Origin of the sequence: Proteiniphilum sp. (assembly GCF_034927365.1) — a bacterium.
Lineage (GTDB): Bacteria > Bacteroidota > Bacteroidia > Bacteroidales > Dysgonomonadaceae > Proteiniphilum.
The window spans coordinates 220,715-237,368 of the sequence record NZ_JAYFQD010000010.1; the positions used below are offsets into that span (position 1 = coordinate 220,715).

General features: G+C 44.4%; 13 protein-coding genes. 8 read left to right on the top strand and 5 right to left on the bottom strand.

The window, feature by feature from the left end; all coding sequences use genetic code 11:
* Positions 1–48: 48 nt before the first annotated feature.
* Complete coding sequence (locus VB073_RS08065) at positions 49–1,428, top strand: MFS transporter (protein WP_323403646.1); 1,380 nt, start codon at positions 49–51, stop codon at positions 1,426–1,428.
* Positions 1,429–1,517: 89 nt separating this feature from the next.
* On the opposite strand, the gene VB073_RS08070 is transcribed toward VB073_RS08065, so the two are convergent.
* Positions 1,518–3,308, bottom strand: coding sequence for a MutS-related protein (locus VB073_RS08070; RefSeq protein WP_323403647.1), 1,791 nt, complete (start codon positions 3,306–3,308; stop codon positions 1,518–1,520).
* A 226-nt stretch (positions 3,309–3,534) separates the two neighbouring features.
* Here VB073_RS08070 and proS point away from each other — a divergent pair, with 226 nt between their 5' ends.
* Both proS and menA read left to right on the top strand, forming a co-directional pair.
* Positions 3,535–5,016: a proline--tRNA ligase gene (gene proS, locus VB073_RS08075; protein WP_323403648.1), complete on the top strand. Its 1,482-nt coding sequence runs from the start codon at positions 3,535–3,537 to the stop codon at positions 5,014–5,016.
* A 70-nt stretch (positions 5,017–5,086) separates the two neighbouring features.
* Positions 5,087–5,992 (top strand): 1,4-dihydroxy-2-naphthoate octaprenyltransferase, encoded by a 906-nt coding sequence (menA, locus tag VB073_RS08080; RefSeq protein ID WP_323403649.1) that lies wholly within the window; start codon positions 5,087–5,089, stop codon positions 5,990–5,992.
* Between the two features lie 3 nt (positions 5,993–5,995).
* Here the strand turns inward: menA and VB073_RS08085 are convergent, their stop codons facing one another.
* Entirely contained in the window at positions 5,996–7,297 is a 1,302-nt protein-coding gene (locus VB073_RS08085; RefSeq protein ID WP_323403650.1) for an alpha-L-fucosidase, read from the bottom strand.
* Between the two features lie 148 nt (positions 7,298–7,445).
* Between VB073_RS08085 and VB073_RS08090 the strand changes: the two genes are divergently transcribed.
* The 4 genes from VB073_RS08090 to VB073_RS08105 all read left to right on the top strand — a co-directional run bounded on the left by VB073_RS08090 (position 7,446) and on the right by VB073_RS08105 (position 12,300).
* Positions 7,446–8,984 carry a helicase HerA-like domain-containing protein gene (locus VB073_RS08090; RefSeq protein ID WP_323403651.1) on the top strand — a complete coding sequence of 513 codons (1,539 nt, stop codon included), beginning with the start codon at positions 7,446–7,448 and terminating at the stop codon, positions 8,982–8,984.
* Between the two features lie 3 nt (positions 8,985–8,987).
* Positions 8,988–10,481 carry a DUF5687 family protein gene (locus VB073_RS08095; protein ID WP_323403652.1) on the top strand — a complete coding sequence of 498 codons (1,494 nt, stop codon included), beginning with the start codon at positions 8,988–8,990 and terminating at the stop codon, positions 10,479–10,481.
* 127 nt (positions 10,482–10,608) lie between these two features.
* The gene (locus VB073_RS08100; protein ID WP_416349522.1) at positions 10,609–11,304 is read left to right on the top strand and encodes an ABC transporter ATP-binding protein; all 696 of its coding nucleotides are present in this window, start codon (positions 10,609–10,611) and stop codon (positions 11,302–11,304) included.
* 81 nt (positions 11,305–11,385) lie between these two features.
* Positions 11,386–12,300 (top strand): DUF368 domain-containing protein, encoded by a 915-nt coding sequence (locus VB073_RS08105; protein WP_323403654.1) that lies wholly within the window; start codon positions 11,386–11,388, stop codon positions 12,298–12,300.
* Here VB073_RS08105 and VB073_RS08110 read toward each other — a convergent pair.
* Positions 12,297–12,710 carry a hypothetical protein gene (locus VB073_RS08110; RefSeq protein ID WP_323403655.1) on the bottom strand — a complete coding sequence of 138 codons (414 nt, stop codon included), beginning with the start codon at positions 12,708–12,710 and terminating at the stop codon, positions 12,297–12,299. The genes VB073_RS08105 and VB073_RS08110 overlap by 4 nt on opposite strands.
* A gap of 264 nt (positions 12,711–12,974) precedes the next feature.
* On the opposite strand from VB073_RS08110, the gene VB073_RS08115 reads away from it, so the two are divergent.
* Positions 12,975–13,418: a hypothetical protein gene (locus tag VB073_RS08115; protein WP_323403656.1), complete on the top strand. Its 444-nt coding sequence runs from the start codon at positions 12,975–12,977 to the stop codon at positions 13,416–13,418.
* Positions 13,419–13,500: 82 nt separating this feature from the next.
* Here the strand turns inward: VB073_RS08115 and VB073_RS08120 are convergent, their stop codons facing one another.
* Entirely contained in the window at positions 13,501–14,247 is a 747-nt protein-coding gene (locus VB073_RS08120; RefSeq protein WP_323403657.1) for a transporter substrate-binding domain-containing protein, read from the bottom strand.
* Between the two features lie 94 nt (positions 14,248–14,341).
* The gene (locus tag VB073_RS08125) at positions 14,342–16,492 is read right to left on the bottom strand and encodes a putative porin (RefSeq protein ID WP_323403658.1); all 2,151 of its coding nucleotides are present in this window, start codon (positions 16,490–16,492) and stop codon (positions 14,342–14,344) included.
* Positions 16,493–16,654 lie beyond the last annotated feature (162 nt).

The following is a 16,654-nucleotide window of genomic DNA, read 5'->3' on the forward strand; positions in this document are numbered from 1 at the left end:
TCAGGTATTCAATTAATTAATAATTGGCAGTGAATCAATTAATTTTTTATGGGAAAGAAAGAAGATTTTTCGATATTATTGGTAGTGATAGTAAGCTCCTTTATGGGAACCTTCTTAATCTCAGCAGTCAATATCGCGCTGCCGACGATAGAGAGAGACCTGGCTCTCAACGCCATCGAGTTAAGCTGGATTATCACTGCATTTATACTGGCTATGGCGCTTTTCATGCTGCCGGCGGGGAGTTGGGGCGACCGGAGTGATAATCGGCGATTATTCCGATTGGGACTGATATTGTTCACCATCTCCTCGGTGATTTGTTATATAGCACCTGACGGCCACTGGATGGTTGCGGCCCGTTTCCTGCAGGGTATAGGAGCGGCTTTCACGGGCACTACCGGACAAGCGATCCTGGTCTCGTCGTTTCCACCTGAAAAACGGGGACAGGTACTGGGTATCTCCGTATCGTCGGTATATGCAGGACTTGCATTGGGACCACTGATCGGGGGTTTTGTGACCCTTCACATCGGCTGGCGTTCACTCTTCCTGATAGCTGCCATCTTAGGCTTACTTTCGATCCTCATCTCCTATCTCTTCCTAAAGAGTGAAAAGAATAAGCAAATATCTGCAAAAGAAGGGGATAAAACAGGGACACTCCTTTTTATGACAGGCCTTGCTGCACTGGTGTACGGTTCTTCCCTGATTCCATCCCCTGCCGGATGGGGATTGATAAGCGGGGCAATAATACTGCTTCTTCTTTTCTGGAAATATGAAAGCAAAAAAGCCCACCCTCTCCTCGACACGCGTCTCTACTCTCACAACCGGCTCTTCACTTACTCCAGCCTCTCGGCCCTCATCAACTATACCGCCACCTTCGCCATTGTCTTTTTCCTCAGCCTATACCTGCAGAAAGTGCAAGGGCTCTCGCCTCGCGATGCGGGAGCGGTGATCGTGGCGCAACCCACCATGATGGCCCTCTTCTCGCCCATCGTGGGAAGGCTGTCCGACAAGATACAACCTCGCTACTTTGCCACTACCGGTATGGCCATGTGTACCACCGGCTTAGCGATGCTGACTTTTCTCGGCCCCGGGACTGCCATCTGGATCATTGTAGCCATCCTGATTTGGGTGGGACTGGGCTTTGCCCTCTTTTCATCTCCCAATATGAATACCATCATGAGTTCGGTAGAGCGAAGACAATACGGACAAGCATCCGGACTTGCCTCCTCCATGCGGGTATTTGGACAAATCATCAGCATGAGTATCGTCACACTCATCTTCTCCCTCCTGTTCGGCAACCGATCGATTGAGGAAATACCCAATCCCGTTTTCCTTCAGGCCATGAGATGGGGATTTATTATCTTCGCCCTAATCGGATTACCGGGTATTTATTTCTCCTTTAACCGGGGGAACCTGAAAAGGAAAGTATAACGGGTGATTCCGCAAGGAATAAGACTGCATACCGTGATTCCGGGAAATGTAAAGAGATTGATAGATGTTAATTCCGGAACTAAACAGAACTACAACTCTTCCGACAATATTTTCTGTAACAGATAAGTCGCATTGAGGTTGCGGGAAACCCCATGTTGTATCTTATAACTGTAGTGCTCTCCTTCGGAAAGGGAGATCTCAAAACAATAATTCTGAAACAGGCCGGGCGACTCATTCTCCAACTTTGCCAGTTCCAGATCGTGGGTGGCAATAACACCTGTTACCGGCAACTCCGTCATTTTTTTCAGGAATAATACCGAACCGTCGAGCTTATCTTTTGAGTTGGTCCCTTTCAACAACTCATCTAGTATGATCAATGTATGCCGGTGTCCACGGCAATACCTTATCAATTCCCTCATCCTTTCCAGTTCCGCTTTGAAATAAGAGGTTCCTGATGATAGATCATCGGTATTACGCATGCTACTAAACAGGTTGAAAAGTGTAAAAATATACTTCGTGGCACATACGTTCATACCATTCACTGCAAGAATATAATTAGCACCCAGCGTACGTAAGAAAGTACTCTTTCCGGCCATATTGGCACCTGTAATGATGAGAAACTGTTTTTTACTGATCAGGATATCATTATCCACCCGTTTTTCCTTGGGTATAAACGGATGTCCCAATCCGGTCGCATCGATAAGGATATCCGGCCGATCGGTGATTTCGGGTTTTACAAAATCAGACTTGTTGAACATATAGGTAGCCTGTGACACCCTTGCTTCCATCTCTGCCAATACACTGATCCAAGACTTGATATGATCCAGATAGCTATTTTTCCAGCGGTAGAACTGCCGCAATAGAAACAGGTCACGGAGAAAAAAACCATTGAACAGCACCAGGATATAGGCATTGTTGCGCTGATCAAATTTTTTCAACAGGGACGACAACTCTTTCAATGCTTCGCGGGAATTATGAGTTCCGAACAATGCCTCTTTTAAGTTCCGGTTTTCGGCAGCGTCAAACGTTTCCTGATGCAGGATGTGCAACAAATCAGCATGTATCCTGGTATTCTTATGCAGAAAACCGATATCGGAACCGACTTTATTCAGGACCTTATTAAAGGTGATCGGGATAAACAGTTGTATCATAAATAAGATGATAAACAGCGACCAGGGCAAGGTACCCCACCAGGCTAATAACAGCGATGCCATGGTAATAATGATTGAGGTATAAATAAGTATCAACCCTGTTTTCGAGGTTAGGAAGGCATTGTTGTGCTTATGTTCGGCGATCAGGCCATAGTTATTTTTCTTTTCATCAAATCCTTTACAGAGAGCCATATACTGATGCCTGAAATCATCCTTCCGCACCAATTCCGAAAGGGACTCCTGTCTCTCCACAATCTCAACTTCATTGCCGGGGATCGAACTCATTTTCTCAGCCAGAATGGAACCGGCTTCATGGGTGACCGTCCTGTTGACCATATGATAAATGGAATTTGCACCAAAAACATCGAGATCGTAAGAATAGGGATGTTTTTTATTGATAAAACGCTCTCCGTTATCGAATGGAGTGTAGTCGCCTTCTAAAAAGCTTATTTCATTGGTGTAAACACTCTGCAAAGCCAAATGGTAATCCCTCTTTTGCAAATAATGCTCATCCCATTTGTACAGCAAGGAGAAAACCACGAGCGAGAGTGCGGCTGCTATAAAACAAACCGTCCGATCCCAACCCAATTGGAAAGTTGCTACCACCAGAAAAATGGCCGCGAGAAAGAACACAAGTTTCAGGAACGGAAATATCCTCAACCGGGATTTCACCTTATCCAACACTATGTTATTCTCATCAATCTTCTTTGTATAATAATCCTTATTCATTTCTATATCATCTATTGATCTCAAGCAATCGCCAAAGGTACAATTTTTTCGAGTTTCTATGTTATTGTTTTACTCATTGGCATATTGGCACATTGGCACATTAGCATATTGGCATATTGGCACATTAGCATATTGGCACATTATCGAATCACCACATTATAAAATCATCGTAACATTATCACATTAAATCATTATCTTTGCACCCGCAAACAAAATTAGTAGAAAGATGGCTAAAGAATTGAAGGAGCTTACGCCCCGCAGTAAAGATTACTCCCAATGGTATCTCGATTTGGTAATCAAGGCCGAACTGGCAGAGAATTCAGCCGTGCGCGGTTGCATGGTGATCAAACCTTATGGTTATGCCATATGGGAAAAGATACAACGTCAATTGGACGATATGTTCAAGGAAACCGGACACATGAACGCCTATTTCCCGTTATTCATCCCCAAATCTTTTCTTAGCCGCGAAGCCGACCACGTGGAAGGGTTCGCCAAAGAGTGCGCCGTAGTGACTCACTACCGCCTCAAAAATTCACCCGACGGAAATGGTGTAGTAGTCGATCCCGAAGCTAAACTTGAAGAGGAACTGATCGTACGCCCCACTTCTGAAACGATCATCTGGAGCACCTACAAAAACTGGATACAATCGTACCGCGACCTACCCATCCTTGTCAACCAATGGGCGAATGTAGTACGCTGGGAGATGCGTACCCGTCTCTTCCTCCGTACCGCCGAATTCCTCTGGCAGGAGGGGCATACGGCTCATGCCACCAAAGAAGAGGCTATTGCTGAAGCAAGGCAGATGATCAATGTCTACGCCGAATTTGCAGAGAAATATATGGCCATGCCGGTCACAAAAGGGTTAAAATCAGAATCCGAACGGTTTGCCGGTGCAATCGATACCTATACCATCGAAGCATTGATGCAAGATGGTAAAGCGTTGCAATCGGGGACTTCCCACTTCCTCGGCCAGAACTTCGCCAAAGCGTTCGACGTGCAATTTACCGACCAGAGCGGGAAACGCGATTACGTATGGGCCACTTCATGGGGTGTCTCCACCCGCCTGATGGGTGCCCTGATCATGTCGCATTCCGACGACAACGGTCTGGTACTCCCTCCTAAACTGGCACCTTATCAGGTTGTTATCGTTCCTATCTACAAGAACATGGAACAGCTACAGCAGATCGACGAGAAAGTGGCCGGTATCGTGCAACGGTTAAAAGCACTTGGTATCAGTGTGAAATATGACAATGCCGACAACAAGAAACCGGGATGGAAATTCTCCGAATATGAACTCAAAGGGGTGCCGGTACGTCTTGCCATGGGTGGACGCGATCTGGAAAACAATACCGTCGAGGTAGCCCGCCGCGATACGCTCACCAAAGAGACACTCTCGTGCGACAATATTGAAAACCACATCAAATCCCTTCTGGATGAGATGCAGGAAAACATCTACAGGAAAGCGGCTGATTTCAGGGCTTCGCAAACCCGTGAAGTCAATTCCTACGAAGAATTCAAGGTAGAGATCGAGAAAGGTGGATTCCTGCTCTGTCACTGGGATGGAACTCCCGAAACGGAAGAACGGATCAAGGACGAAACCAAGGCGACTATCCGCTGTATCCCGCTCGACGGAGACAAGACACCGGGTAAATGTATGGTGACCGGCAAACCATCCGCACAACGGGTGATATTTGCAAGGGCTTACTAAAACACAGGATAATAATAGCTTACAAGATTATATTAGTAACTTTTAGTTTTTCACTTTTCACTTTCCAATCATGGCAACGGTAAAAGACTGGATTTCCGCCTTTCGTTTGCGGACACTTTTTCTGGCTGTAGCCACTGTCGTTCTGGGAAGCGGACTGGCATGGCGAGAAGATAGTTTTAGCATGACTACTTTCCTTCTTGCTCTCCTTCTGGCTGTTTCTATTCAGATACTGGCCAACATGGCCAATGATCTGGGTGATTTCCTGAAAGGTACCGATACTACCGGTCGCAGGCAAGGGCCCACACGTACTCTACAGGGAGGGAAGATATCCGCCCGGGAAATGAAAAGAGCCATCGTCATATTCTCTATCATCTGCATGGTCACGGGGCTCATCCTGGTATTGAATATAATAACCCGTATCCCCCGATCATCTGCAGTTATTCTAATCGGATTAGGCGGTGCCAGCATCCTTGCCGCACTCTTTTATACATTGGGAAAGCGGGCATACGGCTATAAAGGTTGGGGAGATCTTCTGGCTTTTATTTTCTTCGGTCCCGTACCGGTAATAGGCACCTACTTTCTCCATACCCATCTGTTCAATTTTCAACCGGTACTGCCCGCCATCGGGATCGGGTTGATCAGCACAATGATCCTCAATATCAACAACATGAGGGATATTGAGAACGACAGGGCATCCGGAAAGGTCACCATTGCCGTAAGATTGGGAATACACGGTGCCAAAATTTACCACGCCGGATTGAGCATCGCCTCGTTCCTCTCTTTTCTCTCTTATAACACCCTCTACGAAGCCCAACCGTGGTACAAGTACCTTTATCTGCTTGTTTTCCTGTTCCTGTTCAGAATCATGGACGGTATAAGGCGAAAGTACGACCAGGCGCTCGACCCTTATCTGAAACTCACTTCCCTATCCGGATTTCTGCTGGCAATTGCCTTCTCCATCTGTATCAACATATAACAACTATCTCAGTTCCAGTTCCACCACGAAATCAATATCATCGGGAATCGTACCAAAGGTTAGTTTCGCACCCGTCCCTTCCATTATAAAACTTACCGGTTTTTTGTCTATAAATGATTTTGCAGATTTGATCTTTTTTCCGTTTAGAGGTAAGTAGATATCTTTTTCTTTTAAATTCAGGATATGTACATATAACTTATTGCCTTTTTGTGTTGTTACGCCCCACTCTTGCGGTGGAATAAAACCTCCACGGGTACCGTAAATGGTTTCACCGTATGTTTTGAGCCACTCTCCCATGGCATTATACCGTTCAACGGCGATATCGGGAAATTCACCATTCGGACGGGGCCCTACATTCATCAGTAAATTGGCATTATTACCTGCTGCTTTTATCAGGTAGTGGATCAATCCTTTTTCCGACTTGTAATCCCTATCCGTGATACTATACCCCCATGTGTGGTTCATCGTCTCACAGGTCTCAAGCGGTAACTGTCCGATAGTAGCCGTAGCTGAAAATCCTGACTGATTCTGTCCCGGCAGGTCTTTCTCGAATGTCTGTCCATCCTCCCCTTCCACAGGAGCAAGATGATGATTATTGATCACCATGCATCCGGGTTGAATGCGATGGATATGATCATATATCTCTCTCATACGCCAGTCAAAATCCTCGGGTTGGTCCCATTGTCCGTCAAACCAGATCGCTCCGATCTCACCATATTGGGTCAACAGTTCGGTTAATTGATTCAACATGAAACGATGGTAGTCTCCCCAATTACCATGCTCAGTCCGCCCCACACCTTGTCCTGTTTTCCCTATCGGATAATAATCCGATCTCCCCCAATCGAGTAACGAATAATAGAAGTGCAGTCTAATTCCCTGCTTGTGGCACTCATCAGCAAGTTCCTTGATTATATCCCGTTTGAATGGTGTAGCATCCACAATATTATAAGTTGATTGTTTTGTACCGAACATGGAAAAACCATCGTGATGCCTCGACGTAATGCAGATATATTTTGCCCCGGCGGCCTTTACATCCGAGACCCACTTCACTGCGCTGAACTTCGAGGGATAAAACCCTTCTGCCAACTTTGCATACTCTTCATGGTGGATATTCTTATTGTTCAATATCCACTCACCATCGGCCATCATACTATATATTCCCCAGTGAATAAAAACACCGAATTTCATATCCTGAAATAATTCCCTGTTTTTCAGATTTTCTTTGGAAGGCACATAGGGTTGCTGGGCCGATACAGCAATAGTTATCAGTAAAAGTGCGAGAATAATGGAGCAAAAGCGTTTCATTGTGTAATACTTTTTAATCTGTTAAAAATGTTATAAAGATATAGGATATTTTTTTTGTGGCAAAATTTAACTCAACCCCACAATTCTCTTCGTCATTTCAATTATTTCGTTAACTTTGCCCGACATACAAATTTAATAATTCTCTACTATGTTCGACAACAGCAGACGCGCTTTTATAGCCATTAACGATAATGCAGAGGTATGCCTTATCCCCAAGATGGCAAACCGCCATGGCCTGATTACAGGAGCGACCGGTACCGGAAAGACTGTCACCCTTCAAACATTGTCTGAAACTTTCAGCGAGATGGGAGTACCCGTATTCGCCGCCGATATGAAAGGTGACCTGTCAGGTGTGGCCAAGATAGGTGGTAACAAGGAAAGCGTCGCAAAAAGGGCAGTTCAATATAACCTGCAGGAAAAAGGATTTGAGTATAAAGCTTTTCCCGTGCGATTCTGGGATGTCTTCGCCGAACAGGGGCACCCGATACGTACTACCGTCACCTCCATGGGACCGCTGTTACTGGAACGTCTGCTGGACCTGAATGAAACACAAGGGGCCATCCTCTCCATGGCTTTCCGGATTGCAGACGATAATAATCTGTTGCTGATCGATCTGAAAGACTTACAGAAAATGCTTCAATATATCGGAGACAACCGTGCGCAGTTCACCACCAAATACGGTAATATCTCCCCTGCCAGTATCGGTGCCATTCAACGGGGATTGGTCCGGCTTGAAAATGAGGGAGCCGATAAATTCTTCGGTGAACCGGATCTGGAAATCACTGATTTCATCCAGACGGAACAGGGTAAAGGGGTGATCAATATTCTTGCCGCTGATAAGCTGATGAGGTCGCCCAGGGTATATACCACTTTCCTGCTGTGGTTACTAGACGACCTTTACGAGACTCTTCCCGAAGTGGGTGACCTGGAAAAGCCGAAATTGGTATTTTTCTTCGATGAAGCACACCTGCTGTTTAACGACATGCCTGCCCCCTTATTGGAAAAGGTAGAGCAGATTGTCCGGCTGATCCGCTCCAAAGGAGTAGGTGTTTATTTCTGCACCCAGAATCCGGCAGATATCCCACAGAGTATCCTCGGTCAACTGGGGAATCGTGTACAGCACGCATTACGTGCTTACACGCCCAACGACCAGAAAGCGGTACGGGTAGCCGCCAACACTTTCCGGGCCAATCCAGCATTCGATACCGGCGAAGCGATCACCCAACTCAATACGGGAGAAGCGCTCGTCTCTTTCCTCGATGAAAAAGGAGCCCCACAGATGGTGGAACGGGCCAATATCCTCCCTCCGCAGGGACAGATAGGTCCTATCACCGAGGGAGAAAGGGATCAACTGATACGCAGTTCACTGGTTTATGGAGTATATGAGAAACTGATCGACCGAGAGTCGGCATTTGAAATACTCTCGGAAAAAGAGGAGTTGCTGGAGGAAGAACGACGACTGGCTACCGAAGAGAAAGAACGTATCCGCCAACAGAAGGAGGCACAGAAGGCAACACTCGAGGCGGAGAGAGCAAAACGCGCCGCGGCACGGCAGCGGAAGGAAGACCAGGGATTCCTCGGCGAAATCCTCACCCAAGTGGGTAAAAGCACACAACGCCAAATCAGCAACCAACTGGGAAGGACCATCACCCGCAGTATCTTCGGAGCTCTCTTTGGAAAGAAATAGATTATGTATAAAATACTGTTCAGACATTATCTGCTAAAGAGTTTCCGTTCACCCGGCTTTCACAAAAACCTGGTCATCAATATTCTTACAGGGTTAATGATCTTCTACTTTGTAGGGATATTCATATTAATGGGACTTTTGTTACCCAAAATGCTGGGAGAGATAGCCCCCGGTCAGGATCCGGCAGCCACATTCAACAGTATCCTGTTAATCGCGGTGATAATCATATTGATAATCCGTTATCTAATGCAGCCGTTGACCAGATTGAATCTGGAACTCTACCAGACTCTACCCATCAAAAGGGATACACTGATCAATTATGTCACCCTGAAACCATTGCTCAATCCGTTGAATTATATCACGCTCTGCTTCGTGATCCCCTTTGCCTTCAGTGGAGTATATCCGGTTTACGGAGTGGCTGGGGTTTTCAGATTTCTGTTTATCACCGTCTTCCTGATTTGGTTCAACACCCTGATCACCCCTTTCTTAAAACGAAAATTCAACAATGTACTCATAGTCTCCATGGCTTTTTTGGGTATAGGAGCCCTGCTCTTTGCCCTGGAAGCCTTTGATCTGTTCTCCATCATTCAGCTATCCCGGCATCTTTTCGATTTTCTGCTCCAAACACCACTGCTGTGGATGGCAGTATTATCGCTTGACGTCTTGGCATTCTTACTGAACAAATTTTATTTTGCCAGAAATTATTATCCTGAAAACTTCGAAAAGAGGGCAAAAAAGAAAGAAAAGAATAAAGATACCGACCTCCGCAAATTCACCTTCATGGAACGTTTCGGGAAGATCGGTGAAATCATCTCCCTTGAAATGAAATTGGTATTCCGCCATAAGCGGATAAAGAAAGCACTCTATATGGGACTTTTTTTTATACTATATGGATTGTTGATCTATCCGAATTCCTCCTACAATGAAAGCCCGGGATGGTTATTACTTGTCGCCATTTTCATCACCGGCAATGGAATGATTACGTTCGGTCAATGGATCATCAACTGGGATGGTGGTCACTTCGATTTCCTGATGACAAGAAATATAGATTCTTATGACTATATAAATGCCAATTATTGGTTGTTGATTTCATTAAGTATCCTCTCATTTATCGTCACCACACCCTATTTTTTCTTTGGAAGGGAGATTATGGTCTATCACCTGGTGGCTCTGCTCTACAACACGGGAGTCAACGTCTATGTCTATCTCTTTGGTGCAACCTTCAATACCAAGCGGTTGGAACTATCCGAGGGTTCCGCGATGAACATGCAGGGAGTAAGTTATAAGAATTTTATCGTGATGATCCCGCTACTCATATTCCCTATTGCAGTGGTAATGATATTCAGTTTGTTCTCTGCATCCCATATTGGATTGATCATCATCGCGCTGATAGGATTAACAGGTATCCTCTTCCGTGAACAGCTTCTGAAAATAATCGTAAAGCAGTTTTTAAGAAGGAAGTATGCTCTTTGTGCAGGATTCAGGAAAAAGGGATAAACCAATCTCCATCATTCAAAAAAGAAACAGATAAATCGCAAGATATATGCAAGATTACGAAAACAAAACGATAAATATTACGGAGACTCCTCCACCCATACCTCAATATGCTGCAAGGAGTGAAGAAATTATTATAGCCAACAACCTCAAAAAGATATACCAGGGAATTACCGTATTGGATATCCCTTTTATCGGAATTGGCAACGGGGAGAGTCTTGGATTAGTGGGTAATAATGGTGCGGGAAAGACCACCTTTTTCCGGTTGATACTCGACCTGATCGAAGCCACCTCCGGCGAAGTGACAATCGACGAAGAGAAAGTGGCCCGGCACGACGAATGGAAATCGAAAGTGGGATCATTCCTCGATGAGAGCTTCCTGATCGATTTCCTCACACCCGAAGAGTATTTTTCTTTCACAGCCAAAATCTACAACAAATCGGAAGGTGATCTCTCCTTTTTCCTGGAATCCATGAAGGAATTTTTCAACGGTGAGATTCTCGGCAACAGGAAACTGATCCGTGACCTGTCGAAAGGGAATCAGAAAAAAACAGGGATCGCGGCAGCCCTCCTCAGTGATCCACAAATACTGATCCTGGATGAACCGTTTACCGCACTCGACCCCACATCCCAAATCCGGTTGAAGCGAATGCTCAACGAGTTAAAAGCTACCAAAAAGATGACGATGCTGATCTCCAGCCACGATCTCAATCATGTAACCGAGGTGTGCGACCGTATCGTAGTGCTCGAGAAAGGGAATATTGTAAGAGATATACCAACAAACGAAAATACACTGAAGGAACTGGAATCCTATTTTGCCGTTTGAAGCCAATCTATTTGCTGTTTGAAGATATAGGGAGTATATAAATGTTATATCTTTGCAGTTGCAAATAAAATATGACAGAAAATGAAGGAGCAAGCAACCGATAGTATAAAAGAGCAAAAACAGATCAACCCCGTGACAGATTGGTTTATCCGGTTACTGAAAGGTGCCCTTGTAGGGATCGGGTTTATTCTTCCCGGCTTGTCGGGAGGGGTGCTGGCCGTTATTTTCGGTATCTACGACCCGTTGATCCGCTTTCTTGCCAATATACGCCGTAACTTCCTTAAAAATGTACTTTACTTCCTCCCTGTAGCCATCGGAGCCGCTATCGGCATCGTTCTTTTTGCAGTAGTGGTGGAAAAAGCTTTCGGCAAGTATGCAGCCCTGTTTGTCTCTCTTTTTGTAGGATTCGTGGCAGGTACTTTTCCTTCCCTCTATAAAACAGCAGGGATACAGGGAAGGAAATCGTCCGATATGGGTATCCTTATTCTTACCACGATCGCCATTTTTGTACTGATGTTAGTGGGAGGACAACAACTCACAGAAGTAACGCCCAACCTGATGGTATGGCTCGGATCGGGGCTGCTGATGGGATTAGGGTTGATCGTCCCGGGAATGAGTCCTTCGAACTTCCTGATCTATTTTGGCCTGTATGATAAGATGGCGATCGGTATCAAGGATTTCGACTTTGGTGTCATCATCCCGCTGATCATCGGTTTTGTCGTCTGTGTATTGCTTTTTGCCAAGCTGGCCTCCTGGCTGTTCCGCAGGTATTATTCCGGCATGTACCACTTTATCTTGGGGATGGTGGTCGGTTCTTCACTGGCTATTTTCCCGACAGTTGTCTTTCCGGCTTTCACGGCCGATCAACTGGCTATAGCAGGATTGAGTTTCTGGGGAGCTCTGATGATGAGCGTACTCCTTTTCATAGTGGGTACCGTCGCCTCCTGGCTCTTCAGTAAAGTGGAAGAGAAATACCCGCGGGAAGAGATGTTTTAGTCGTCTTCTCCTGCGATCCTGATTCTCGGATTCCTATCCTTCAGTTCGGAGATCAGGGCGTCCATATCGCTATCCTTTATACTTAATATCTCAAAACCACGCACCTTATCGATTCGAAGTTGATTTCTTTTCAACTTTTGCAGTCCGATTATGTCTCCAATAGCTATCCGCCTGTTCTTTGAAAATAATTTCAACACAAAACGGATCTCCAAAAAATTCAACTCTGTGACGGCATACTCCTTTATCGTAGTCGATAGAATAAAAATAATGGTAAAGGCAAAGTAAATAGCAGCTATCCACACACTCTCTCCTTGCCTCATCCTATGTATAACTACACCTAACAGGAAAACAGAAATAATTCCCCAGAATAGATTAGCAAAACCATTATATGCTTTATACCTTTTTTCCACAACCATTGATTATTTATTCTCCAAATATACAGCTATTTTTCGAAAATGGGTTAAAAAATGAAAATAATTAAGAAATAGATCAATAAGCCATTTTTATCGACGAATCGGCATCATAACCGGATAAACCTCTTTAAAATATCTATATATCATTGTATTTATGCCACTTAAAACAAAGTAAAGGTTTTTTTCGCATTAAACTTTTGCTTATCTTCGGCCGTCATAAGAGCAGATCATTTTTTTATTCACATTTTAAAATTGTATAGTATGAAGAAAGTAGTATTCATGGCTTTAATAGCCCTATTCACCTTGAGTTTTACACTCGAGGCACAGAATAACAGGAGAGAAAACAGACAAAATGCCCCTTCCGGCATGAGGTGGAGTCCAAAAGAACGCGCCGACAATATGGCGAAAGAGTTGGGGTTAACAGCCGAACAGAAGGCAAAAGTGGAAGCATTGTTCAAGCAACAGGATGAAAAACGGGCTGAAGAGATAGCCAAACAAAGAGACAACAAGGAGGGAGTAGAAAAAGATCGTGACAAACGCCGCGAAGAGATGCAGGCATCCCGTGAAAAGACAATGGCAGAAAACGATGCAGCGCTGGAAAAAATTATTGGAAAGGAAAAGATGGAAAAGTGGAAACAACATCGTGCTGAGTTACAGAAAGAAAGACGTGATTCTAACCGACCGGAAAGACGTGGATCACGGTAAAAAGAGCCATCCTCACCGAGTATGAGAAAGAGTGAAGGCCGCCTCTCAAAACGGGGCGGCTTTTCTTATTCCAAAACTTAAATCAGTAATACTTTTTGAAAACCCCCTTGAAGGTTGTCGTAGGTTTAAACCGGTCAAGCCAACTGTTCAAGCTATCCAGCAAAACCGGAGAATTTTTTCGCACTGCCCAAGACTCCAATTGCGTAAAACTGATATCAGTCTCAATATCGATCTCCGGTAAAAGTTTCGCCAACCGTATGGCCATTTTCTCATCACAAACCGTAAGATCTATATCGCCCGAAGCAACCATCATCACCAATTGTTCTGTTTCATAAGTAGGGTCTTCAATGATGAAGATAGTATCTCCTATCTCGTGGGAAAGATTATTCAGGCGAAGGATGACAGGTGAATCATCCGCCACATGGATAGTCCGTCCGGCCAGATCAAGATGTTGACGGATAGGCTCTACACTGTCGTTATACTTACTCTTTCGCTGCACCAACACTTGTTTATTCAGCATAATAGGGGTGGTAAAAGCAAAAGAATCCTTTAATTGTATGTTTACCGGAATGTTACGTGCGATCAGATCATAACGCATCGTGCGCAGTCCTTCCAGATTCTCTTCGAGACTATTCTCCAGGAAGAGATTCACTTTTATCCCCCACTCTTTCTCTAAAGCAAGGATCATCTCACGTTGAAAACCCAGTAAAGTATCCCCGGAAGCATACAACCCGATCGTATTGTAATCTGTCACTACATTTAACTCCCCTGATAACACGATATCATCATAGTCGCGCGACTGCAATTGGGCAACCTGCAACCTTCTCATACCCGTGCATAATTGTATCATTACAACTATGGCTACTATCAGCAAAAGAAGATAGAAATATAAACGTTTTCGGTATCTCAATTATTCGAAAGATTTAATTGTGCAAATTCACCGATACTCCCATCCGTAAGACCATAGGATTTACAGGGTAGCCGGGTAGAGAAAAATACTCCTTCGGATTCAGGAACTGAGATGCTACATTATAGAACATCACATAAAAGCGTGTCTGTTTCAGGTGCATATTGGCATAAAGTGTTGCAATAGGATATTCTCCAATCTCTTTTTCACGCTGATTATAAAATTGCAATAGAGCCGGTTCATAGCCCGGAACGAAGTATTTCGTATGATATCGCGCGTCCACTCCCAATTGCAAGGTAAGCTCATTTACAATCTTCGTCTTCAAATACATATTGGAATAGATGCTAACTTTAGGCACAGGAATCACATTCTCATCGCTCGAAGTCTGATAAACCACCTGATTATCCCAGTTAAATATACCAAGACGAATATTTTGCTCTACACGTGCGGTCAACAGTTGCACATTATCACTCTCCTGTGCAATCTGTTTCTCTTTGTTGTAATAGATAAAATTCTGCAGATTTTCCACTCCTACACTCACTGTAGTATTGGTAAAGGGTATATAAAGTTTACCCCCTACATAAACCCTTCGGATATCGCCAAAATCATGATTCCACCGGAAATATTTTGAATAATAATTCTCTTCCAGATATTTGGGTCTCAGATTCTTGATATAAGCTTCGGCCAGGAGAGTCGTACGCTTTCCTGCAATATCAAAACCGGTCTCTATATCACCCATCGCCCGAAACTCTCCCAGATTTGCCCCAAGCAAACCCAAGTCGGCCCGGATATTGAAGAGGAGATTATCTCCCTGTTGCTTATTCAGTATCCCCCCCAACGTAACTGCACTTTCGCGGTGATTGACCATGTCAGGATCTTCACTGTTGCGCATTTTATAATTTCTCAGGTCATGCTCCAGAAATGCAGTCAATCCGAACTTTACCCACTCTTGAAATCCTTCCCGTAAGCTGAGAGAAACAGTGTTCTTCATCGATGAGAAACGAATACTGTCATCTACTGCCCCCTCATAGAACCGATTGACATAGAACTGGTCTATCTTTTGCATACCCACGCCTCCCACCTGCACATAAGTCGTGTCATGCGACAGGAAACGCCGGTATTGTTGCCTGTATGACGACGAAAAACCGATGGTTGCCACAGGAACAAAATGCCCCTGTCCTTTGTGTAACGAATCAGACGGTGTATCTACATAACCCAGATTATACCTGCCGGAGACGAAAAAACGGTTATTGCGTAACGAATTCCACGTATTTGTGAATTTCACCGGGATATCCCTCGATGTAAAACTCTGTTGAACCGAATCGGGGTGTGTAATAAACTGATCTATCGTAATTCCTCCATTCTCGGCATTGACCACTGATCCCAGATTCATAAAAGCATGTGCTTCAATCTTGTCGGTAATGTAATTCCCAAAAAGAGAGAAGTTATTATGCTTTACTGATTGAGAATTATAATAACCACGTGTATTGATAAGATCCACATCCAGACCCACATTCAGGCTCTTCCCGAAATTGGAGGCGAACCTTGCCTCAAAGCGCTCTTCACGGTACTGCTTAGGCAAGGAACGATTATAACTCAATCTGGAATAGGGTATGCGCGTATTTAGAAACAACACCTTATCCGGATCTTTCAGATAAATATGGTAAGCATTATTGAATATAAACTGATCTGTCTCCGGCCTGTCAGCAAAGATCTTCGAAAAGGCGGGAGATCCCAATGGAGCCAGAAATCCCATCGCCACCGATTGCCCGTCCGGTAGTACACTCTGTTGATAATTATGCAACAATGTGTCTGAGACAGCTGGCAGACGACTACCAGTACGTGGATCGATCTTCCAGATGGTCATCTGTACCAAACGACGCAACGAATCAGCCTCCGCACCATCGCCATTCAATAAATGATCAAACTGTGACACAGGCCTATCTACCGCCTGAACGGAATCATTGTCAATGCCTTTGACCTCTCTGGGAAGAAGATCCAGCGAGTCTCGATTAGTTGTAATCTGCGATGAATCGGGCAAGATAACCCGCGCCTGCGAATAGGCAGTCGTCACACAGAAAATACAAGCCAGAAGAGATATAAACAACTTTTCTTTCATCGGATGCAAAACTACATAAAAAATTGCCATCCACAGATAATCAGGCATGCTTTTCTCTCATTTTTGAGGATTTTTAAAAGGGAATATTATTCCCATCTGCAAAAAATCTCTATTTCACGAATAAATTAAAGCCTATATTTCTGTTGAAAAGACCTTTTACAGACAGAAAATAACCTTTTATTTGCTATTTTTGCAATTCTTAATCCCATT